Origin of the sequence: Pseudomonas sp. NFIX28, from assembly GCF_900107395.1 — a bacterium.
Lineage (GTDB): Bacteria > Pseudomonadota > Gammaproteobacteria > Pseudomonadales > Pseudomonadaceae > Aquipseudomonas.
This window is the reverse complement of record NZ_FNPW01000005.1, coordinates 251,716-274,601: the sequence shown is the minus strand read 5'-3', so window position 1 is coordinate 274,601 and position 22,886 is coordinate 251,716. Positions and strand designations below refer to the sequence as shown.

The window sequence follows — 22,886 nt, the reverse complement described above, 5'->3', positions numbered from 1 at the left end:
GCGTCGGGCCAAAAAGGACGTCGATTTTTTATAGAGAAGGGGCGAGTCCCCAGGATGATAAAGGCATACCTGCCATGCCCTTGTAGCCGCTGCCGCAGGCTGCGATCGGCCGGAACGGCCGCAGCGATTTCATTGGCGTCGAAGTCCCTGCGGGACTTATCGCAGCCTGCGGCAGCGACTACAGGGATCGCGTCGGGCAAAGAAGGGCGCCGATTCTTTATAGAGAAGCGGTGAGTCCTCAGGATGATAAAGGCATACCTGCCGCACCCTTGTAGCCGCTGCCGAAGGCTGCGATCGGCCGGAACGGCCGTGGCGATTTCACTGGCGCCAAAGCCCCTGCGGGACTTATCGCAGTCTGCGGCAGCGGCCATCGGGTTTGCGTTGGGCAAAAAAAAGGGCGCCGGTAAGGGCGCCCTTTTTCATGCAGCTGACGATCGGCTTCAGCCGATGGTCATCAGGCTGGCGTTGCCGCCGGCCGCCGCGGTGTTGACGCTCAAGGCGCGTTCGATCACCAGGCGTTCCAGGGCAATCGAGGTTTCGCCTTGCGACAGGCCATGAACCCCGACGATGGCGCCGGCACGCTTGGCCACTTGCTGGCAGACCGCGCGCAACTGGTCGGAGTCGCCGTGATGCAGGACTGCATCGAACACCACTTCGTCCTTGGTCCAGTCGGCCACGCGCTGGATGCGCGCTTGCACTTCTTTCGGCAGGCGGGCGTAGAGCGTCTTGCCCGGTTCGCCTTCCGGCCATACCGCCGAGCCACCCACGGCCAGGACCGCAGCCAGTTGGGTCAGCAGGTCGCCTTCGACTTCCGCCAGGCACAGCACGTGTTCGCGCGGCAGGATGGCGTAGCTGTTGCGTTCGCCGGTCGGGCCGGCCAGGACGCGAGTGACGCCGCTTTGCGACTGTGCCGCGAACTGCGCGCAGAGGGCGCCGAGGTCCGCCAGCTTGTTGCTTTCAGCCCATGCGCGCAGGGCGCCGAGCGGCTTGCTCATGGCCTCGCGCAGGCGCACGTCTGGTGCGTTCAGGGCATCGCCACGGGCGAACGACTGCTCGATGGCGTCGGTAGGGCGCGTCGACAGCAGGCGGTACAGGTACAGCGGGCCACCGGCTTTCGGACCCGTGCCCGACAGGCCTTCGCCGCCGAATGGCTGCACGCCGACCACGGCACCGACGATGTTGCGGTTGACGTAGACGTTACCGGCGTTGACGTTGTCGATCACCTTGGCGATGGTCTCGTCGATGCGGGTGTGCACGCCCAGGGTCAGGCCGTAGCCGGAGGCGTTGATCTGCGCGATCAACTGGTCGATGTCCTTGCGCTTGTAGCGCACCACGTGCAGCACCGGACCGAAGATCTCACGCTGCAGCTCGTCGAAGCTTTCCAGTTCGATCAGGGTTGGCATCACGAAGGTGCCGCGCTTGATTTCCTCGCCGTCGGCGATCGCCACCTGATACACGTTGCGACCTTTGTCGCGCATGCCCTGGATGTGCTTCTCGATGCCGGCCTTGGCTTCGGCGTCGATCACCGGGCCAATGTCCACGGACAGGCGCTCGGGGTTGCCCAGGCGGCTTTCGGCCATGGCGCCCTTGAGCATTTCGATCACGCGGTCGGCGGAGTCTTCCTGCAGGCACAGCACGCGCAGGGCCGAGCAACGCTGGCCGGCGCTGTCGAAGGCCGAGGAGACGACGTCGATCACCACTTGTTCGGTGAGCGCCGAGGAGTCGACGATCATCGCGTTCTGGCCGCCGGTCTCGGCGATCAGCGGGATCGGCCGGCCCTGGGCGTCCAGGCGGCCGGCGACGTTGCGTTGCAGCAGGCGCGCGACTTCGGTGGAGCCGGTGAACATCACGCCCTTGACCCGATCGTCGCCGACCAGGCGGGCACCGACGGTTTCGCCACGGCCCGGCAGCAGTTGCAGCACGCCTTCGGGGATGCCAGCTTCGAGCATCAGGCGCACGGCCTGCGCGGCGACCAGCGGCGTCTGTTCGGCAGGCTTGGCCAGGACCGGGTTACCGGCGGCCAAGGCGGCGGCGACCTGGCCGCTGAAGATTGCCAGCGGGAAGTTCCACGGGCTGATGCAGACCACCGGGCCCAGTGGGCGATGCGCGTCGTTGCTGAAATCGTTGCGTGCCTGCACCGCGTAATAGCGCAGGAAGTCCACGGCTTCACGCACTTCGGCGATGGCGTTGGCGAAGGTCTTGCCGGCTTCGCGGGCCAGCAGGCCCATCAGCGGCTGGATCTCGGCTTCCATCAGGTCGGCGGCACGCTCGAGGATCGCGGCGCGCTCGGCCGGCGGCGTAGCCTGCCAGATCGGCGCGGCATTCAACGCGCACTGGATGGCGTTGTCGACGTCTTCGACGGTGGCTTCCTGCACATGGCCGACCACGTCGCGATGGTCGGACGGGTTGAGCACCGGGGCCGGGGTTTCGCTGCTGGAGGCGCAACCGAGCATCGGCGCGGCTTTCCAGTTGTTGTGGGCAGTGGCCAGCAGGGCGCAGGACAACGACGCCAGGCGGTGTTCGTTGGCCATGTCGATGCCGGCGGAGTTGGCGCGCTCGCTGCCGTACAGGTCACGCGGCAATGGAATGCGCGGGTGCGGCAGGCCGAAACCGCCTTCCAGGGTCGCCATCTGCTCGATCTGGCTGACCGGGTCGGCCACCAGTTCCTGGATGGAGATCGACTGGTCGGCAATGCGGTTGACGAACGAGGTGTTGGCGCCGTTTTCCAGCAAGCGGCGAACCAGGTAGGCCAGCAGGGTTTCGTGGGTGCCGACCGGAGCGTACACGCGGCACGGACGGTTCAGCTTGCCTTCGGCAACCTTGCCTACAACTTGTTCGTACAGCGGTTCGCCCATGCCGTGCAGGCACTGGAATTCGTACTGGCCCGGGTAATAGTTCTGACCGGCGATGTGGTAGATAGCCGACAGGGTGTGGGCGTTGTGCGTGGCGAACTGCGGGTAGATGACTTCCGGTACCGACAGCAGCTTGCGGGCGCAGGCGATGTAGGAAACGTCGGTGTACACCTTGCGGGTGTAGACCGGATAGCCTTCCAGGCCTTCGACCTGGGCGCGCTTGATCTCGCTGTCCCAGTAGGCGCCTTTCACCAGGCGGATCATCAGGCGGTGACGGCTGCGGCGCGCCAGGTCGATCACGTAGTCGATCACGTACGGGCAGCGCTTCTGGTAGGCCTGGATCACGAAGCCGATACCGTTCCAGCCGGTCAGCTGCGGTTCGAAGCACAGGCGCTCGAGCAGATCCAGCGACAGCTCCAGGCGGTCGGCTTCTTCGGCGTCGATGTTCAGGCCGATGTCGTATTGCTTGGCCAGCAGGGTCAGCGACAGCAGGCGCGGGTACAGCTCGTCCATCACGCGCTCGTACTGGGCGCGGCTGTAGCGCGGGTGCAGGGCCGAGAGCTTGATCGAGATGCCCGGGCCTTCATAGATGCCGCGGCCGTGGGACGCCTTGCCGATCGAGTGGATGGCCTGCTCGTAGGACGCCAGGTACTTCTGCGCGTCGTGCTCGGTCAGTGCCGCTTCGCCGAGCATGTCGTAGGAATAGCGGAAGCCCTTGGCTTCGAACTTGCTGGCGTTGGCCAGGGCTTCGGCGATGGTTTCGCCGGTGACGAACTGCTCGCCCATCAGGCGCATGGCCATGTCGACGCCCTTGCGGATCATCGGCTCGCCGCTCTTGCCGATGATGCGGCTCAGGGACGAGGTCAGGCCGGCCTCATTGTGCGTAGACACAAGCTTGCCGGTCAGCAGCAGACCCCAGGTGGCGGCGTTGACGAACAGCGACGGGCTGTTGCCCAAGTGCGGCTGCCAGTTGCCGGTGCTGATCTTGTCGCGGATCAGCGCGTCACGGGTGCCTTTGTCCGGAATCCGCAGCAGGGCTTCGGCCAGGCACATCAGCGCCACGCCTTCCTGGGACGACAGGGAGAATTCCTGCAGCAGGCCCTGGACGATACCGGCGCGGCCGCCGGCGCTCTTCTGGTTGCGCAGTTTTTCGGCGATGGTCGCGGCCAGCTTGTTGGTGGCTTCGGCCATGGTCGCCGGCAGGCGCGCCTGCTCCAGCAGCATCGGCACCACTTCCGGTTCCGGACGGCGGTAGGCGGCGGTGATCGAGGCGCGCAGCACCGATTGCGGCAGGATGCTTTCGGCGAATTCGAGGAAGCACTGGTGAGCATGGTCGGTCTGCAGTTCGCCGGCGTCATCGCTGTCGGCGCGGGTCGAACCGCTCAGCTCGGTCAGGGTTGCACCACCCTCGAGTTTTTCCAGGTAATTGAAAATTGCCTGCTTGATCAACCAGTGCGGCGTGCGATCAATCGAGGTCGCGGCGGCCTTTAGGCGTTCGCGGGTCGGGTCGTCGAGTTTGACCCCAAGGGTGGTGGTAGCCATATTTTTATCCTCATGTTTACCACGTGGCGTGGCATCAGCTGGCGGCAAGATTAGCCGCGAGCCGATCGAGGTGCAACCGGGTGCAACCTGTTTTTTATCGGAATGATAGACAGCTCATCAGGAATTGTTTTGCGCTGCCTGGGCGGCGCTTCTGCTTGGTGCTTTTAATTCGGTCGAGGGTGTTTTTTGCTCCAAAAAGGAGCAAAAACCGGGCGTTCGCCGGAAATATCCTTCAGGTGCAACTTATTCGCTCGAAACAGGTTGCACCTTCTTCGAATTGTTGAATAGCATTCGCGCCCAAGGTGCAACCAGTCTTCGAGACCGGTTCATCGGCTGGTGGCTTTCCTGGGGAAACATCAGTCATAAATGCGCGGAGTACCCAACCGTCTCTCAAACGTAGCCGTTTGAAAGCAGTGGTGCTGACCGCCGCTACATAAAAACAAAGCCAGGGCGTAACTCAATGAGTGCAAGCAATCCAACCTTGATCACGTTCGTGATCTACATCGCAGCTATGGTGCTGATCGGCTTCATGGCCTATCGCTCTACCAACAACCTTTCTGACTACATCCTTGGCGGTCGCAGCCTGGGCAGCGTGGTAACCGCGCTTTCCGCCGGTGCTTCCGACATGAGTGGCTGGTTGTTGATGGGCCTGCCGGGCGCCATCTATATGTCTGGCCTGTCCGAGAGCTGGATCGCCATTGGCCTGGTCGTCGGCGCCTACCTGAACTGGCTGTTCGTTGCCGGTCGTCTGCGAGTACAAACCGAACACAACGGCGATGCATTGACGCTGCCGGACTATTTCTCCAGCCGCTTTGAGGATAAGAGCGGGCTGCTGCGGATCATCTCCGCGATCGTGATCCTGGTGTTCTTCACCATTTATTGCGCCTCCGGCATCGTCGCCGGTGCCCGTCTGTTCGAAAGCACCTTCGGCATGCCTTACGAGACCGCCCTGTGGGCCGGCGCCGCGGCAACCATCGCCTACACCTTCGTCGGTGGTTTCCTGGCGGTGAGCTGGACCGACACCGTGCAGGCCACCCTGATGATCTTCGCCCTGCTGCTGACGCCGATCATCGTGCTGCTGGCCACCGGTGGTGTCGACACCACCTTCCTGGCGATCGAAGCCCAGGACCCAAGCAACTTCGACATGCTGAAGAACACCACCTTCATCGGCATCATCTCGCTGATGGGCTGGGGCTTGGGCTACTTCGGCCAGCCGCACATCCTGGCGCGCTTCATGGCCGCGGATTCGGTCAAGTCGATCGCCAATGCCCGCCGTATCTCCATGACCTGGATGATCCTGTGCCTGGGCGGCACCGTGGCGGTGGGCTTCTTCGGTATCGCCTACTTCTCGGCGCACCCGGAAGTGGCCGGTCCCGTGACCGAGAACCACGAGCGCGTGTTCATCGAGCTGGCCAAGATCCTGTTCAACCCATGGATCGCCGGTGTGCTGCTGTCGGCCATCCTCGCGGCAGTCATGAGCACCCTGAGCTGCCAGCTGCTGGTGTGCTCCAGCGCCCTGACCGAAGACTTCTATAAAGCCTTCCTGCGCAAGCATGCCTCCCAGGCGGAACTGGTCTGGGTCGGTCGTGCAATGGTGCTGGTGGTTGCCCTGATCGCCATCGCCATGGCCGCCAACCCGGAAAACCGTGTACTGGGCCTGGTCAGCTACGCCTGGGCCGGTTTCGGCGCGGCCTTCGGCCCTGTGGTACTGATCTCGGTACTGTGGAAAGGCATGACCCGCGACGGCGCGCTGGCCGGCATCATCGTCGGTGCGGTGACCGTGATCCTGTGGAAACACTTCAACCTGCTGGGCCTGTACGAAATCATCCCGGGCTTCATCTTCGCCAGCCTGGCCATCCTGCTGGTGAGCAAGATGAGCGCACCGAGCGCCGGCATGGTCCAGCGTTTCGAAGCGGCCGAGAAAGACTACAAGCTCAACCACTGATCGGTATGAGCCGAGGTCCGACCTTGGTGATATGAAAAACGGCCCGCAACCTTCTGGTTGCGGGCCGTTTTTTTTTAGCTGGCCTGACGCCAGCCCTGGGAGCGACCTACCGCCTGGCTAAAAGTCTGCCGCCAGGCCTCGGCGGTTTGTCTGTCGACCAATGGCTGGAATTCGGTACTGGTGTTGTCCGGTGTCGGCAGCGTCTGGCCCAGGCCGCGGGCGGCGAGGCCGGCGCAGCCCAGGGCGGTCAGTTCGTCGAAGCGCTGGGTGACAATGGTGCGTTGCAGGATGTCGGCGAGAAACTGTGCGAAGTAGGGGCTGCGGGCCAGGCCGCCGTCGATCGACAGGCGATCGGTCACATTGAGGTGGCCGTCCATCACCGCGATCACCTCGGCGCTGCGCAGGGCCACGCCTTCGAGCACGGCCTGGCACATGTCCTGGCGCGTGGTGCCGGCGTTCATGCCGACCCATAGCGCCCCGGCGCTCCTGTCCCAGTGCGGGCAGGCCAGGCCGGACAGCGCCGGGACGAAGGCCAGCTCCCGGGAGATCGCCGCCGGGCTGCTGAAGCTCGCCAGCTCCGAAAAGTCGCTGAACAACCCCAGGCGTCCGGCCCATTCCACCGCGGCGCTGGCGTCGTAGACCCCTCCATCCATGGCGTATACGGGCTTGCCGTCGATGTGCCAGGCCACGGTCGCCAACAGGCCGTTTTCCGGCGAGCGGATGATCTGCTCGCCGGTGACGGTCAGGGCAAAGGCGCCTGTGCCGAAAGTGATCTTGGCGTCGCCCGGTTGCCGGCAGCCGTGGCCATACAGGGAGGCCTGCTGGTCGACCACCGAGGCGCTGATCGGCGTCTGGCCGATGCTGCCGAAGTGCCCGATCGTGGGACGGATTTCCGGCAGGGCCTGTAGCGGGATGCCAAACAGCGCGCACAGCTCTGGGTCCCATTGGCCGGTGGCGAGGTTCATCAATGAAGTACGCGAGGCGGTGGTGACGTCGGTGGCGTAGACCCCGGCCAGGCGGTCGAGGAAATAGGCGTCGGTGGTGCCCAGGCGCAGGCGTCCGGCCTTGAGTGCAGCCTGCGCGGCGGGCAGGTGTTCGAGGATCCAGGCCAGCTTGCTCGCGGAAAAATAGGCGTCCAGGGGGAGGCCGGCGCGTTCCAGGGTCAGGGCTTCGGCGCCTTCGCCGCGCAGTTGCTCGATGCGCGCGGTGGTGCGGTTGTCCTGCCAGACGATTACCGGTGACAGCGGCGCGCCGCTGATCGCGTCCCAGGCCAGGCAGCTTTCCCCCTGGTTGGCCAGGCCGATGGCGTCGACGCGGCCGGTGGCTTCCAGGCAGCGCTGCAGGTTGGCCAGCAATTCCAGCGGATCGTGTTCGACCCAGCCTGGTTGCGGGTGATGTTGCTGGTGGCGTAGCGCGAGCTGGATATCGGCGCGGCCTTGCATATCCACCACCAGCACGCGGGTGCTGGTGGTGCCTTGATCGAGTGCGGCTATTCGCATGGTCTGTTCTCGTGGTGGAGGGCCTGCGGCCTAGTCAATGGAGATGTCCAGTCGCTCGGCGTCGAGCGGGATGGCCAGGGCCTTGAGCGGGATCAGCAGGCGTCGCTCCGGCAGGCTCGAGACCTGGTGGCTCCAGAGTTCCTGGCCATTGCTCGTGCGCACGCGCAGGGTGCCGCTGACGGCCTGGCTGACCCGCAGCTGAATATGTTCCAGTCCTGCCATATGGCTGCGCACCAGCTGGCGGGGCACGCAGAGCTTGATCGGCGCGTTGCAGTCGAGGTGGATATGGCCGAGGGCGGGGGGCAGTTCGCCGCGCAGGTCGGCGCCGACAAGGCGGCCGATCTGCCGTCCCTCGCGGTAGGACCAACCGGCGGTTTCAATCGGTCGCAGCAGGTTGCCGGCGGCAAAGTAGCTGGGGTCCGAGCAGCGCCCGAACTGGTCCACCACGGGGCCGCCGCTGCCGCTATCGAGCTGCAGGTGGCTGTTGCGGATCAGGCTCGACTCCGGGGTGAATTGTCCGGTGAGCAGCACGCCGTCACACTCGAAAGTCTTGAGCTGGCCGTCGGCCAGGCGCACCTGCGCCGATTCGACTCGCCCTGTGCCGTGGATTTCCAGCAGTTGCGCGCCGAAATGCATGGGCACCCCGCACAGCCGCGGGAACAGCGCCAACGGCCAGCGGGCGGTAGGCCGCGGGTTGGCTTCCAGCATCGCCACCGGGCGAATGCCGGCGCGGCGGCAACTGAGCACAGCCGACAGGCTGACCAGTTCGGTGCCGACGATCAGGGGCCGCTCGAAGGGTTTCAGATGCTGCAGGTACAGGTAGTTCTGCAGCGCTCCAGTGTTGATCACCCCCACTGGCCGATCGCCGGACAACAGGCGCGCCGAACGCGGTGTTTCGCGGGCGCCGGTGGCGACCAGGACGCGATGAGCGTGCAGCTCCACCGCGCCCTCGGGGCTGGCCAGCCGCAACTGGCCATGGGGGGCCAGGCTGAGCACGCTGTGGCGCAGACGGATCTCCACCCCGGCGGCCAGCGCTGTGGCCACATTGCGCCTGGCGTAGGCCGGGCCGCTGAGGATTCGTCCGTATTCGCGCATACCGAAGGGCGGGTGCCCGCAGTGGCGCGGAATGCCGCCGGCCGTGCTTTCCCGTTCGATGACCACGACCCGCTCGATGCCCTGGCGACGCAGTTCGATGGCTGCCGCCAGGCCGGCCGGGCCGCTACCGATAATGGCTACGTCGGCGTAGAGCTGTTCAGTGCTGTTCATGGCAACGACCTGTGGCAAGTGGGACGGCTAGCTGGCTGGCGCTGAGTTCGGCGACCTGGGCGCCGCAATAGAAGCCCTGGCAGCGCCCCATGCAGGCACGGGTGCGACGCTTCAGGCCGCCGATATCGCCGGGCGGCAGGGGGCTGGCCAGCGCCGCCTGGATTTCCCGGCGAGTGACTAGTTCGCAGTGACAGACAATCTCGCCATAACCTGGGGTCTGCCAATCGCGGGGCAGGTGTTCGGCCAGGTTGGGCACCTGAGGCCAGGTTGGCGCACTGACCGCCACGTGCTGATGCTGCTGGCTGTACAGGCTGTAAACATGCCGGGCGATGCCCAGGGCTGCGGTAAGGCCTGTGGAGCGGATGCCTCCGACCGTGATCCAGTGACGCTCCGGATCGGCCTGGATGCGGTATTCCTTCTTTTCGCTGGCCGGGCGCAGACCGGCATAGGTGGCGGTCACCGGCATGCCGGCCAGTGCCGGGATGCGCTCGACGGCGGCGTCGATCAGGCTTTGCAGGGTGGCACCGTCGAGGCCTGCGTGGACGCGGTCCTCCTGTTCCTCGGCGGTTGGCCCCACCAGCAGATTGCCGTAGACCGTGCGGGTCAGGACTATGCCTTTGGTGCGCTCGTTCGGCACCGGCAGCACGATGCTGCCCAGCAGGCTGGCGGCGGCCTTGTCGAAGACTACGAACTGGCCCTTGCGCGGCATGATGCGAAAGCTGCTCTGGCCCAGTAGATTCTGTTCCAGCAGATCGCCGAACAGCCCGGCGCAGTTGATTACCTGGCGGGCTCGTAGGCGCCCCTGGGTGGTCAGCAAGGTCCAGGCCTGGCCGTCGAACCGCCCTTGCCGGACCTCCGCCCGCAGACGCACCTGGGCCCCGTGGGCCATGGCCTGTTGCAGATAGGCCAGCGGCGCCGACCAGGGATCGATCAGGTGTTCGCCCGGCACCAGCACGGCGCCGAGGGCTGCGCGGGACAGGTGCGGCTCCATGGCGCGGATCTGCCCGGGGTCGAGCATTTCCACGTCGTCCACGCCATTGGCCTTGGCCTGGGCGAGGATGCCGGCCAGCTTGTGCTGGTCCTCGGCATTCCAGGCCACCACCATGGCGCCGGTCCTGAGCAGCGGCAGGTTCATGCGGCCGTGGATCTCCAGGTATTCCCGGTAGCCGGCCTGCATGCATTGCAGCTCCAGGCTGCCGCTGGGGGCATCGAAGCCGGTATGCAGGATCGCGCTGTTGGCTTTGCTGGCACCGGACAGGATGTCGCTGCTCTTCTCCAGCAGCACCGTCCGTGCGCCCTCCAGGGCAAAACGCCGTGCCATGGCGCAACCCACGACACCGCCACCGACGATGGCGACGTCGTATGTTTCATTGCTCGGATCATTCTCGGTCATATAAAGGCCTGTTTTCTGCGGTAACACCGAACTGCCGGTGCAGATGCCAGAGCACAATATATGCCAGAAATGTTGTTTGTGTTATTATTCGGTCATAAATCGGTCTGTAATTGTGAGTTTGTTGTGGGAGTGTTTTGGGGCGAAACAACGACGCCTTGCTCAGGGCGCGGGCACCACATGCACCTCGACCTGGGCCTTGTGCAGCGCGGCCGCGAGTTCCGGGCCTGGTTGGCGATCGATTACCAGGCGATCGATTCGCTCCAGGGGAAAGACCTTGAACAGGCCGCGTCGCTCGAGTTTCGACGAGTCGGCGATCACCGTCAGTTGCCGGGCCTGGGCCACCATGGCGCGGGCGATCTCGGCCTCCTCGATGGAGAAATCCATGGCGCCATCTTCATTCAGGGCGCCGATGGTGATGACCGCGTGTTCGGCATTGAACCGGGTGATCTGCTCCAGGGCCAGGGTGCCGACGTTCTGAGTCGAATCGGGGCGGAACTCGCCGCCAATCATGAAGACCCGATTACCGGATTCACCAATGCAGCCGGCAATCGGCAGTGAATTGGTGATCACCGTCACTCGCGTCTGCTGCACCAGTTCGCGGGCGAAGAACAGGGTGGTAGTGCCGGTATCGATGAAGATGCTGTCGCCCGGGTTGAACAGCCCCGCGGCATAGCGGGCGATGCTGCGTTTCTCCTGGGCGTGTTCGTTCATGCGGGTCTGGAAGGTGTTCTCATGTTCGCCCGAGGGTGGCAGTGCGGCGCCGCCGTGGAACTTGGTGACCAGGCCGTTTTCCGCCAGTTCGCTGAGGTCGCGGCGGATGGTTTCCTGGGATGTGGCGGTAATCCGCGCCAGTTCTTCCACCGATACCCGCTCGCGTTGGCGCAGGAGTTCCAGGATGTGCTGTCGTCGTTCGTTGGGGCGCATGTCGATGTTCCATTCAGTGCTACTTCGCCACACAAATGGGCAGGTTTTGTTACTTACACACACCTTTGTTCCATATGGGTGACAATTCGGGCAGGTATGAGGGGCGATTTAAACATTCAGGTGCAGATTTAACAAATCAATCAGTCATGGATCTGTCCCGGTTCCTATTGGTGATGGAGATTTTCGTGGAAATCAATATGACTGAATCAGGTTGGTTTGTCGGTAAAAACCACAACTAATACACATTGTGGCACAGGAAATGCCATGTCCTTGGTTAGAGGTTTGCCGTCAGGACTATCGAGGGCAAACCGGCATTAGCCCCAGTCCATGGCGGGGCCCCCCATGAGTGATGCGCAGAGAGATGAGCGAACATGGCTGAATTTGGAAACTACGTCATTTACCTGATCATGCTCGGGGCTGTGGTCGGCGCCCTGGCTTCGATCATCAAGCCGGAGAGCGGCCTGGGTAAGGAATTCGTCAACGGCATTCATTCCATCGGTCCGGTATTCCTGGCGCAGGCCGGAATCATGGTGGCCATTCCTTATCTATCCCAAGGCATCTCCCACGGCCTGGGTCCGTTTTTCCAGGCCATGGGTTCGGACGTGTCGATCGCCGCCCTGTCGATCATTGCCGTGGACATGGGCGGCTACCAGCTGGCCAACGCCCTGACCGCCAACCGTGACCTGTGGATCACCGCGATGCTGGTGGGCTACACCTCCGGCGCGACCATCGTCTACCTGATCCCGGTCGGCCTGACCATGCTCGAACGTAAGGACCACAAATACCTGGCACTGGGGGCCATGGCCGGGCTGATCAGCATCCCGTTCGCGGTGCTGGCGTCGCTGATGATCATAACGGCCACCCAACTGCCGGTGCGCGACATCGTCTCGACCAACGCCGAAGCCCTCTATTACCTCTCCCTGGGGGTCGTCGACATGCTCAAGCTGCTGGCGCCGCTGTTCGTCTTCTGCTTTCTGCTGGCGGCCGGCCTGCGTTATCGGCCGCAGATGATGGTCAATGGCTTCCTGGTGTTCGGCAAGATCATGGATGCGGCGATCAAGCTGATCCTGGCCCTGAGCATCGTCGAGCACTTCACCAAGTTTTTCAGCCTGACCTTTGGCGGCTGGGGGTTCGACCCGATGTTCGCCGACGAGAAAGAGTTGTTTCGCGCGATCGAGATCGCCGGCTACATCGGCATCATGCTCGCCGGTACCTTTCCGATCTGTTACCTGTTCCAGCGCTACTGCAAAAAGCCCATGCAATTCCTCGGGCGCCAGCTGAACCTGTCCAGCGCCGGGGCTGCCGGTTTCATCATGGTATTTGCCAACATCATTGCCACCTTCCACCTGTTCAAGCAGATGAATGCCCGGGACAAGGTGCTGTGCGTGGCCCTGGGTGTCTGCGCCCAGGCATTGATCGGTGATCACCTGGCCTTCACCGCCAACTTCCAGCCCAGCCTGATCCTGCCGATTCTCATCGGCAAGCTGTTCGGTGGCCTGCTGGCCGTGGCTATCGCCACCCGTATATCCGTCCCGGCCGCCCAGCGCTACGAAGCGCAGGAACTGCAACAAGCCGCGGCATTTACCCTGCAACCTGCGCGAACCTGAAACGGTTCGCACCCTTTCCTATCAACAGAGGTCACCATGCGCAAGATTTTTCTCGCCTGCCCCTACAGCCACCCCGAACCTGCGGTCGTCAGCCAGCGCTTCGAACAGTGCAACCAGGTCGCCGCTCAAATCCTCGAGGCCGGACACGCGGTGTTCAGCCAGGTCAGCATGTCCCATCCGATCAACCTGTGCTTCAACGGCAAGGACAGCGCCAGCATCGGCAAGCTCTGGGCGCCGGTGGATGCGCTGTACATGGCGATGATGGACGAGTTGATCGTGCTGGACCTGCCGGGCTGGAAGGACAGTGGTGGGATCAAGCGGGAAATCGAGGTGTTCGAGTCCTCCGGGCGTCGTGTCAGCCTGTGGTCGGAGGTTAGCAAGGAATTCCTCTAGGCTATCCAGGCCCCGTACCCGTCGTCGCCTGCGCCGGGTACGGCGCCGCCCTGACCTGACGACGGGGCCGCTACAAGGTAAACTTGCGCCCCTGCGCAGGAGCAACCATGAACTATCGTCACGCCTTCCACGCCGGCAACCACGCCGACGTCTTCAAACACCTGACCCTGACCCGCCTCATCGCCCTGATGTCGCGCAAGGAGCAGCCGTTCGCCTACCTCGACAGTCATGCCGGCATCGGCCTCTATGACCTCCAGGGCGATCAGGCCAACCGCACCGGCGAATACCTGGAAGGCATCGCGCGCCTGTGGGGCGAGCAGGACCTGCCTGCGCTGACCGCCGACTACATGGCTGTGCTGCACAAGATGAACCCCGATGGCGAGCTGCGTTACTACCCGGGTTCGCCCGAGCTGGCGCGCCGCCTGACCCGTCCCCAGGACCGTGTGTTGCTCAACGAGAAGCATCCCGAAGACGGGCTGTTGCTCAAGGAAAACATGAAGGGCGATCGCCGGGTGGCGGTGCATCTGGGCGAGGGCTGGCATGTGGCGCGGGCATTGTTGCCGGTGGCCGAAAAGCGCGCGGTGATGCTGATCGATCCGCCGTTCGAACAGCTCGACGAGATGCAGCGTTGCGCCGCGTCGTTGAAAGAGGCCATCGGCCGGATGCGCCAGACCGTGGCGGCCATCTGGTACCCGGTCAAGGATCAGCGGGCGCTACGCCGCTTCTACCAGGACTTGGCCGGTACCGGCGCGCCGAAGCTGTTGCGTGTGGAATTGCTGGTGCACCCGCTGGACACCCCCAATAGCCTGAACGGCTCGGGCCTGGCGATTGCCAACCCGCCGTGGGGGCTGGAAGAGGAATTGCGCGAGTTGCTGCCATGGCTGGCGCAGAAATTGGGCCAGACCCAGGGCGGCTGGCAGATGGATTGGCTGATCGCCGAATAATGTGAGGTCGTAGCCGCTGCCGAGGTACGAGGCTGCGATGGGCAGCGAAGCGGCCCCCGAGGGCGCTCCTGCGGAACGCGTCGCAGCCTCGTGCCTCGTCAGCGGCTACCGGTCAGATCGGGCAGGTCACGCCAGTGCCGCCGATCCCGCAGTAGCCTTCCGGGTTTTTCGCCAGGTACTGCTGGTGATAGGCCTCGGCGTAGTAGAAGGTCGGGGCCTCTTCGATTTCCGTGGTGATGCTGCCAAGCCCGGCCTTGGTCAGCTCGGCCTGGAACACTTGCTTGCTGGCCTTGGCCTGCTCCAGCTGGGTCGGGTTGGTGGCATAGATCACCGAGCGGTACTGGGTACCGATGTCGTTGCCCTGGCGCATGCCCTGGGTCGGGTTATGCAGTTCCCAGAACATCGCCAGCAATTCCTGATAGCTGACTTTCTCCGGCTCGTAGACCACCAGCACCACTTCGGTGTGGCCGGTCAGGCCCGAGCAGACTTCTTCGTAGGTCGGGTTCGGGGTAAAGCCGCCGGCATAGCCCACCGACGTGCTGAACACGCCCTCGCGCTGCCAGAACTTGCGTTCCGCACCCCAGAAGCAACCCAGGCCGAAAATGGCGAATTCCACGTTGCCCGGGAATGGGCCCAGCAGCGGGTTGCCATTGACGAAGTGTTCGGCTGGCACGGTCATCGGGGTTTCGCGGCCAGGTAGAGCTTGTTCTTTGGTAGGAAGCACGTTTTTGTTCACCAGGATTTCCGAGCGCAGAACCATGATCAGTCCTCTCAGTCAGGTTGGGAGTCAGTAAGTAGACATGCAGTTTGCCCGACTGTTACGGCGCTGTCAGGCGATTGGGCCGCGCGGATAGCGTTTGAGCTTGTCGATCAGCTCCGAGCCGGGGATAGGACGGTCGAACAGGTAGCCCTGGCCGACGTCGCAGTGGTGCCGACGCAGGAACGACAGCTGTTCCGCGGTTTCGATGCCTTCGGCGACCACCTGGATTTTCAGGTTGTGGGCCATGGCGATCACCGCCGAGGTGATTTCCATGTCGTCCTGGTTGGCGGGGATTTCATGGATGAAGCTGCGATCGATCTTGATGATGTCGATCGGGAATTTCTTCAGGTAGCTCAGCGACGAATAGCCGGTGCCGAAATCGTCCATGGCCAGGGTCAGGCCGAGCTTTTTCAGTTGATCGAGCTGTTGGTGGGTGTCTTCGGTGGCTTCCAGCAGCAGGCCTTCGGTCAGTTCCAGTTCGAGCAGCGAGGCGGGCAGTTGTTCTTCCTTGAGGATGCTGGCGATGGACGCCACCAGGTCCGGGTCGGAAAACTGCTTGGGCGAGAGGTTGATCGCCACCTGCAGATTGCCCAGGCCGGCGGCGGTGAGCTGTTTGCTCATGCGACAGGCCTGGCGCGCGATCCATTTGCCGATTGGAATGATCAGGCCGGTTTCTTCGGCGACGCTGATGAATTGGTCCGGACGGATCATCCCTTTCTCCGGATGATTCCAGCGCAGCAGCGCTTCCATGCCCAACAGGCGCCCGCTGCGTAGGCACAGCTTGGGCTGGTAGAACACGTCCAGCTCGTTCTGGGTCAGGGCGCGGCGCAGGTTGTTTTCCACGAACAGCTTGTAGCTGGCCTCGGCGTTCAGGGCTTCGGTAAATACCTGCACCTGATGTTTGCCGTTGGCCTTGGCCTTGTGCAGCGCCAGGCCGGCGTTGCGCATCAAGGTCTGCGGATCGCGGCCGTGCAGCGGGGCGCAGGCCAGGCCTACGGAGCCGGTGACGCTGATGAGCTGGTTGTCGACGAACATCGGTTTGTCGAGGGTCATCAGCAGCTGGCTGGCGATCTGTTGGCCGGCTTCCAGGTCGGTGTCGTCCAGCAGCACGGCGAACTCGTTACTGGCGAAGCGCGCCAGGCTGCCGCTCGGGCTCAGGCTGTTGCGCAGGCGCCGTGCCAGGCTGATCAGCAGTTTGTCGCCGGTCTGGTGGCCGAGGCTGTCGTTGATCCGCTTGAAATTGTCGATGTCCACCAGCAGCAGGCTGATGGGGCTGTCGCTGTCGCGGGCGAAGCGCTCGTCGAGGTTGCGGATGAAGGCGGGACGGTTGCCCAGGTTGGTCAGGTTGTCGGTGTAGGCCAGGCGTTCGATGCGCTGCTGGGCGAGCTTGGTCTGGGTGATGTCTTCGTAGATGCCGATGTAGTGGGTCAGTTCGCGGTTGTCGCCGTAGACCTTGGAAATCGACAACTGGCCCCAGTACGGCTCGAGGTTCTTGCGCCGGCTCTTGAACTCGCCCTGCCAGCTGTTGCTCTTGGCCAGGCTGGAGGGCGCATCGAACAGCAGCTCGCTGAGGTTCTCCAGCGCCGGCAGTTCCGCCAGCCGATGGCCGTGGACTTCCTCGGTGCTGTATTGGGTGATCGCGGTGAAGCTGGGGTTGACGTACTCCACCACGCCGTCGCAGTTGACCAGCAGGAAGGCGTTGGCGCTTTGCTCGACCGCGCGCTGGAACAGGTGCAGGGCGCTGGTGGCGGTGCGGCGGTTGTGGTTGTTGATGACCTGGGCGAACTGGTCCGCCAACTCGCCGGCAAAGGCGATTTCATCGGATTGCCAGGCGCGGGTGGTGCCCACTTGTTCCAGGCACAGCACGCCGACCACCTGGCCGTCGATGCGGATGCTGGCGTCGAGCATGGCGTTGATATTGCGCGGGCGCAGGCTTTCGGCCATTTCCCGGGTGCGCGGGTCGCGCATGGCGTTGTGCGCGTCGATGGCCCGGCTGGTGTGCAGGGCCTCGAGGTAATCGGGAAATTCGCTGGCGTCGATCGTCTCCGGCAGGATGTATTCCTGCCGGTCGCGGTGATACACGCAGATGGGCACCAGCGACTGGTCTTCCAGGTTCCAGATGCTGGCGTAGTCGATCTCATAGATGTCGCAGGCGCTGCGGGTGATCAGCTCGGCGGCTTCCAGCAAGGAGTTGTTGGCGCTGTAGCGCTGGCGGGCCAGGAGCAGGATCAGGTCTTGCTGGGCGCGCACTCGTTCGAGGTGCTGGAGTTGTTCCTGCTGGGCGCGCTGGTTGAGCTCCAGGGCAATTTGCAGGCGGCTGTTCTGGGTTTCCAGGTCGGGGGCCGGGAGTTGTTGCTCGTTGTCGAACAGGCCGTCGACCACCAGGAAATAGCCACGCAGCAGGTGGCGGTTGTGCTGTTTGTAGGCTTCGCCGAGCTCCAGCAAGCTGAGTGAGCCTTTGGCGGTGTGCAGGGTATAGCGAATCAGATAGTGCGAACTGTGGGTCAGCTGTTGCTGGATCGCATCGTGCAACTGATAGCGGGCTTCCGGTTCCATCAGGCTGGCATAGGGCGAACCGACCAGGGCGCAGAGCTCGACGGCGGGCAGGCCGAATTGGCGTTCACAATTGGGGTCGAGAAATAGCAGGGCCCAGCTAGCTTCATTCAGCCGTTCGAAACGCAGCATGCCCAGCCGCGAGGGCACGGGCAACTGCGTCACTACCTCGGCCACCATACGGCTGGCGGCATCGGGTTGGCTTTTCATGGGGAAACTCGCTTGGTAAATGCTGATCGCGCCGGGCTCACGCCCTCTTTACTGTTGCCTGCGGCAAGGTTGCATCATGCCGCACTGACTGACAAGTGAGATGAAGGCTAAGTGCTATAAGAATTTATCGGCAGAAAGCGAGATTTCTGAAAACTATATTTGCGGGCGATTTACCGGGCTTTGGCTGCTGGTTGCAGCGATTTTCCGGCAAAAAAAGCCCCGCCAGATCGGCGGGGTTGAGGTACGAGCGTGGCGCTCGAAAAGGGTGCAACGGCCGGCCCCCAGCAAGGGAGCCGGCCGGGGCCTTACAGCAGGATGGTGCGGATATCCGCCAGCAGATCGCTCAGACGCTTGGTGAAGCGTGCAGCAGCGGCGCCGTTGATTACGCGGTGATCGTAGGACAGCGACAGCGGCAGCATCAGTTTCGGCTGGAAGGCTTTGCCGTCCCAGACTGGCTGGATGGTTGCCTTGGAAACGCCGAGGATCGCCACTTCCGGTGCGTTGACGATCGGCGTGAAGCCGGTGCCGCCAATGTGACCGAGGCTGGAAATAGTGAAGCAGGCGCCCTGCATGTCGTCCGCCGAGAGCTTCTTGGTCCGGGCTTTCTCGGCCAGGGAAGCGGCTTCGGCAGCCAGTTGCAGCAAGCTCTTCTGATCGACGTTCTTGATCACCGGTACCAGCAGGCCATCCGGAGTGTCGACCGCGAAGCCGATGTTCACGTACTTCTTGCGGATGATCGCTTTGCCGCTAGGCGCCAGCGAACTGTTGAAGTCCGGCAGTTCCTTGAGCAGGTGCGCACAGGATTTCAGCAGCAGCGGCAGGATGGTCAGCTTGACGCCGGCCTTCTCTGCGACGGCTTTCTGGGCGATCCGGAAGGCTTCCAGCTCGGTGATGTCGGCCGAGTCAAACTGGGTGACGTGAGGCACGTTCAGCCAGCTGCGGTGCAGGTTCGATGCGCCAGCCTGCATCAGGCGGGTCATCGGTACTTCTTCGATCTCGCCGAAGCGGCTGAAGTCCACCACTGGAATCGGCGGAATGCCCGCGCCACCGGTTGCGCCGGCAGCTGCCGGAGCTTCCTTGGCCTTCTGCATCATGGCCTTGACGTAAACCTGCACGTCCTCTTTGAGGATGCGGCCGTGCGGGCCGCTGGCGCCAACAGCGCTCAGCTCAACGCCGAACTCACGGGCCAGTTGGCGCACTGCAGGACCTGCATGAACTTTGGCGCCAGGCTTGGCAGGTGCGGCGGCCGGTGCGGCAGCAGGTGCAGCGGCAGCCGGAGCAGCAGCGGCAGGTGCCGGAGCGCTTGGCGCAGCCGCGGCAGCTGGAGCCGGGGCGGCAGCAGGTGCCGCGCCTTTGACCTTCAGCTTGAGGATCAGGTCGCCGGTGCCGACTTCGTCGTCCAGCTTGATCGCCACGCTTTCCACGATGCCGGCGGCTGGCGATGGGATTTCCATGCTGGCCTTGTCGGACTCGAGGGTGATCAGCGATTGGTCGGCCTCGACGCTGTCGCCAGCCTTGACCAGGACTTCGATGATCTTGGCCTTGCCGGCCGAGCCGATGTCCGGAACGTGAATGTCCTGGACGCTGTCGGCTACCGGTGCGGCCGGAGCGGCAGCGGCTGGCGCCGGAGCAGCGGCGGCAGGTGCAGCGGCCTGGGCTGGCGCGGCAGCAGCCGGTGCCGCAGCACCCGCCACTTCCAAGTCCAGAATCAGGTCGCCGGTTCCGACTTCGTCGTTGAGCTTGACGCTGATGGCCTTGACCACGCCAGCGGCTGGCGATGGGATTTCCATGCTGGCCTTGTCGGACTCCAGGGTGATCAGCGATTGGTCGGCTTCGACCGTGTCGCCGACCTTGACCTGGATCTCGATGATCTGGGCCTTGCCCGACGAGCCGATATCCGGCACGTGGACCTGCTGGACCGAGGCAGTGGCAGGCGCTGCGGCAGGCGCAGCAACCGGAGCCGGTGCGGCGGCTGGTTTTTCAGCTGCCTTGGCAGTCGGAGCGGCGGCCGCTGGCGCCGCGGCAGCGGCACCCTCGACTTCCAGTTCCAGCAACTCGTCGCCTTCTTTCAGGCGGTCGCCCAGCTTCACTTTCAGGCTCTTGATCACGCCGGCCTTCGGTGCCGGCACTTCCATGCTGGCCTTGTCCGATTCCAGCGTCAGGATGCTCTGGTCGGCTTCGATACGATCGCCGACCTTCACAAACAGTTCGATTACTTCACCTTCACCGCTGCCGATGTCAGGTACGCGAATGAGTTCGCTCACAAAAAATCTCCTCAGCAGTCCAGTGGGTTGCGTTTTTCCGGGTTGATGCCGAACTTGGCGATGGCTTCGGCCACGACCTTAGGTTCGATATCACCACGGTCAGCCAAGGCTTCCAGGGCTGCCAACACCACGAAATGACGGTCGACTTCGAAGAAGTGACGCAGCTTCTTGCGGCTGTCACTGCGGCCGAAACCGTCGGTGCCCAGGACTTTGAATTCCTTGGACGGGACCCACTGACGAATCTGTTCGGCGAACAGCTTCATGTAGTCGGTAGATGCGATGACCGGACCTTTGCGGCCGTTCAGGCATTCTTCGACATAGCTCAGTTTTGGCTTCTGGCCCGGGTGCAGGCGGTTGCTGCGCTCGACTGCCAGGCCATCGCGGCGCAGTTCGTTGAAGCTGGTAACGCTCCATACGTCGGCGCCGATGTTGAACTCTTCACGCAGGATCTTCGCCGCTTCACGCACTTCGCGCAGGATGGTGCCGGAGCCCATCAGCTGGACGTGGTGCGCCGCTTCGCGGGTGTCTTCTTCCAGCAGGTACATGCCTTTCTTGATGCCTTCTTCGGCACCGGCCGGCATGGCTGGCTGCTGGTAGGACTCGTTCATCACGGTGATGTAATAGAAGATGTCCTGTTGCTCTTCGGTCATCTTCTTCATGCCGTCCTGAATGATCACCGCCAGCTCGTAGCCGTAGGTCGGATCATAGGTGCGGCAGTTCGGGATGGTGGCAGCCAGCAAGTGGCTGTGGCCGTCTTCGTGCTGCAGGCCTTCACCGTTCAGGGTGGTGCGGCCGGCGGTGCCGCCGATCAGGAAGCCACGGGTGCGGCTGTCGCCAGCGGCCCAGGCCAGGTCGCCAATGCGCTGGAAGCCGAACATCGAGTAGAAGATGTAGAACGGCAGCATCGGCTGGTTGTGGCTGGAGTACGAAGTACCGGCCGCGATGAAGGAGCTCATGGCGCCAGCTTCGTTGATGCCTTCTTCGAGGATCTGACCTTTCTGGTCTTCCTTGTAGAACATCACCTGGTCTTTATCGACTGGCTCGTAGAGCTGGCCGACGGAAGAGTAGATGCCCAGCTGGCGGAACATGCCTTCCATACCGAAGGTACGGGCTTCGTCCGGGATGATCGGAACGATGCGCGGGCCGATTTCCTTGTCCTTGACCAGCTGCGCGAGGATCCGCACGAAGGCCATGGTGGTGGAGATTTCACGGTCGCCCGAGCCGTCCAGGATTGCCTTGAGGGTATCCAGGTCCGGAGTCGGTACGCTGAAGCTCTGCGCGCGGCGCTGCGGTACGAAACCGCCCAGTGCGGCACGACGCTCGCTCAGGTAGCGGGCTTCGGCGCTGTTTGGCTCCGGCTTGAAGAACGGCAGGTTCTCCAGCTCTTCGTCCTTGACCGGAATGTCGAAGCGATCGCGGAACAGCTTCAGGCTGTCGACATCGACTTTCTTGGTGTTGTGCGCGGTGTTTTTCGCTTCGCCGGCACCGGTGCCATAACCCTTGATGGTCTTGGCCAGGATGACGGTCGGTTGTTCCTTGTGGTTGACCGCTTCGTGGTATGCCGCATAGACCTTGTACGGGTCGTGGCCGCCACGGTTGAGTTTCCAGATCTCGTCGTCGGACAGATCGGCAACCATCGCCTTGAGTTCAGGCGTGTTGAAGAAGTGCTCGCGAACGAACGCGCCGTCTTTGGCTTTGTAGTTCTGGTACTCGCCGTCGATGACTTCGTCCATGCGGCGCTGCAGGATACCGTCGGTGTCCTTGGCCAGCAGTGGGTCCCAGAAACGGCCCCAGATGACTTTGGTCACGTTCCACTGGGCGCCGCGGAACACGCCTTCGAGTTCCTGGATGATCTTGCCGTTGCCGCGAACCGGGCCGTCGAGGCGCTGCAGGTTGCAGTTGATGACGAAGATCAGGTTGTCCAGCTTCTCGCGGCCGGCCAGGGAGATGGCGCCCAGGGATTCCGGCTCGTCGCACTCGCCGTCGCCCAGGAAGCACCAGACTTTCTGTTTGCCCGGCTGGATGAAGCCGCGGTGTTCCAGGTACTTCATGAAGCGAGCCTGGTAGATCGCCTGGATCGGGCCCAGACCCATGGATACGGTCGGGAACTGCCAGAAGTCAGGCATCAGCCAAGGGTGCGGGTAGGACGACAGGCCCTGGCCGTCGACTTCCTGGCGGAAGTTGTTCATCTGGTCTTCGGTGATGCGGCCTTCCATGAACGCACGGGCGTAAACGCCTGGGGAGGTGTGGCCCTGGAAGTAGATCAGGTCGCCGCCGTGTTCGTCGGTCGGGGCCTGGAAGAAGTAGTTGAAGCCGATGTCATACAGGGTCGCACTGGAGGCGAAGCTGGAGATGTGACCGCCCAGGTCAGAATCTTTCAGGTTCGTACGCATTACCATGGCCATCGCGTTCCAGCGCACCAGCGAGCGAATGCGGCGTTCCATGAACAGGTCGCCAGGCATGCGTGCTTCGTGGGTGACGGGGATCGTGTTGCGGTAAGGCGTGGTGATGGCGTAGGGCAGTTGCGAGCCGCTGCGGGTCGCGAGTTCGCCCATACGGGTCATCAGATAGTGAGCACGGTCTTCGCCTTCTTTGTCGAGAACCGATTCCAGGGCGTCCAGCCATTCCTGGGTTTCGACGGGATCGAGGTCTTGCATGGCTTGCTCCAGGGCGGAAAGGCTTCCAGAATCGGTTGCCTGAGTTTGCGACTGGCCTTGTGGGCAGACGATAAAAT

Annotated in this window: 13 protein-coding genes; 4 read left to right on the top strand and 9 right to left on the bottom strand. The window is 63.2% G+C overall.

The features are described from left to right. Nucleotides 1–440: 440 nt before the first annotated feature. A complete protein-coding gene (gene putA / locus BLV20_RS12310) occupies nucleotides 441–4,394 on the bottom strand; it encodes a trifunctional transcriptional regulator/proline dehydrogenase/L-glutamate gamma-semialdehyde dehydrogenase (protein ID WP_092301660.1) in 3,954 nt (1,317 codons plus the stop codon). A 460-nt stretch (nucleotides 4,395–4,854) separates the two neighbouring features. On the opposite strand from putA, the gene putP reads away from it, so the two are divergent. After that, nucleotides 4,855–6,339 carry a sodium/proline symporter PutP gene (gene putP / locus BLV20_RS12305; RefSeq protein WP_092301658.1) on the top strand — a complete coding sequence of 495 codons (1,485 nt, stop codon included), beginning with the start codon at nucleotides 4,855–4,857 and terminating at the stop codon, nucleotides 6,337–6,339. 74 nt (nucleotides 6,340–6,413) lie between these two features. Here putP and BLV20_RS12300 read toward each other — a convergent pair whose 3' ends face one another. The 4 genes from BLV20_RS12300 to BLV20_RS12285 form a co-directional block, all read right to left on the bottom strand. Beyond that, the gene (locus BLV20_RS12300) at nucleotides 6,414–7,838 is read right to left on the bottom strand and encodes an FGGY-family carbohydrate kinase (protein WP_092301656.1); all 1,425 of its coding nucleotides are present in this window, start codon (nucleotides 7,836–7,838) and stop codon (nucleotides 6,414–6,416) included. Between the two features lie 30 nt (nucleotides 7,839–7,868). Then, complete coding sequence (locus BLV20_RS12295; protein WP_092301654.1) at nucleotides 7,869–9,104, bottom strand: NAD(P)/FAD-dependent oxidoreductase; 1,236 nt, start codon at nucleotides 9,102–9,104, stop codon at nucleotides 7,869–7,871. After that, a complete protein-coding gene (locus BLV20_RS12290) occupies nucleotides 9,091–10,497 on the bottom strand; it encodes an NAD(P)/FAD-dependent oxidoreductase (protein ID WP_092301652.1) in 1,407 nt (468 codons plus the stop codon). Before BLV20_RS12290 ends, BLV20_RS12295 begins: the two co-directional genes overlap by 14 nt. 159 nt (nucleotides 10,498–10,656) lie before the next feature. Continuing rightward, entirely contained in the window at nucleotides 10,657–11,421 is a 765-nt protein-coding gene (locus BLV20_RS12285) for a DeoR/GlpR family DNA-binding transcription regulator (RefSeq protein ID WP_092301649.1), read from the bottom strand. Nucleotides 11,422–11,792: 371 nt separating this feature from the next. Here BLV20_RS12285 and eutH point away from each other — a divergent pair, with 371 nt between their 5' ends. The 3 genes from eutH to BLV20_RS12270 all read left to right on the top strand — a co-directional run bounded on the left by eutH (nucleotide 11,793) and on the right by BLV20_RS12270 (nucleotide 14,365). Next, nucleotides 11,793–13,028 (top strand): ethanolamine utilization protein EutH, encoded by a 1,236-nt coding sequence (eutH, locus tag BLV20_RS12280; RefSeq protein WP_092301646.1) that lies wholly within the window; start codon nucleotides 11,793–11,795, stop codon nucleotides 13,026–13,028. Nucleotides 13,029–13,064: 36 nt separating this feature from the next. Then, a complete protein-coding gene (locus BLV20_RS12275) occupies nucleotides 13,065–13,421 on the top strand; it encodes a DUF1937 family protein (protein WP_092301643.1) in 357 nt (118 codons plus the stop codon). Between the two features lie 107 nt (nucleotides 13,422–13,528). After that, entirely contained in the window at nucleotides 13,529–14,365 is an 837-nt protein-coding gene (locus BLV20_RS12270; protein WP_016704476.1) for a 23S rRNA (adenine(2030)-N(6))-methyltransferase RlmJ, read from the top strand. Nucleotides 14,366–14,477: 112 nt separating this feature from the next. Here BLV20_RS12270 and msrA read toward each other — a convergent pair whose 3' ends face one another. The 4 genes from msrA to aceE form a co-directional block, all read right to left on the bottom strand. Next, complete coding sequence (gene msrA / locus BLV20_RS12265; RefSeq protein ID WP_092301640.1) at nucleotides 14,478–15,125, bottom strand: peptide-methionine (S)-S-oxide reductase MsrA; 648 nt, start codon at nucleotides 15,123–15,125, stop codon at nucleotides 14,478–14,480. A 69-nt stretch (nucleotides 15,126–15,194) separates the two neighbouring features. Next, entirely contained in the window at nucleotides 15,195–17,888 is a 2,694-nt protein-coding gene (locus BLV20_RS12260; RefSeq protein ID WP_092301637.1) for a putative bifunctional diguanylate cyclase/phosphodiesterase, read from the bottom strand. Nucleotides 17,889–18,193: 305 nt separating this feature from the next. After that, nucleotides 18,194–20,152, bottom strand: coding sequence for a dihydrolipoyllysine-residue acetyltransferase (gene aceF, locus BLV20_RS12255; protein ID WP_092301634.1), 1,959 nt, complete (start codon nucleotides 20,150–20,152; stop codon nucleotides 18,194–18,196). An 11-nt stretch (nucleotides 20,153–20,163) separates the two neighbouring features. After that, on the bottom strand, nucleotides 20,164–22,809 hold the full coding sequence (aceE, locus tag BLV20_RS12250; RefSeq protein WP_092301631.1) for a pyruvate dehydrogenase (acetyl-transferring), homodimeric type: 2,646 nt from the start codon (nucleotides 22,807–22,809) through the stop codon (nucleotides 20,164–20,166). Between the last annotated feature and the right edge of the window lie 77 nt (nucleotides 22,810–22,886).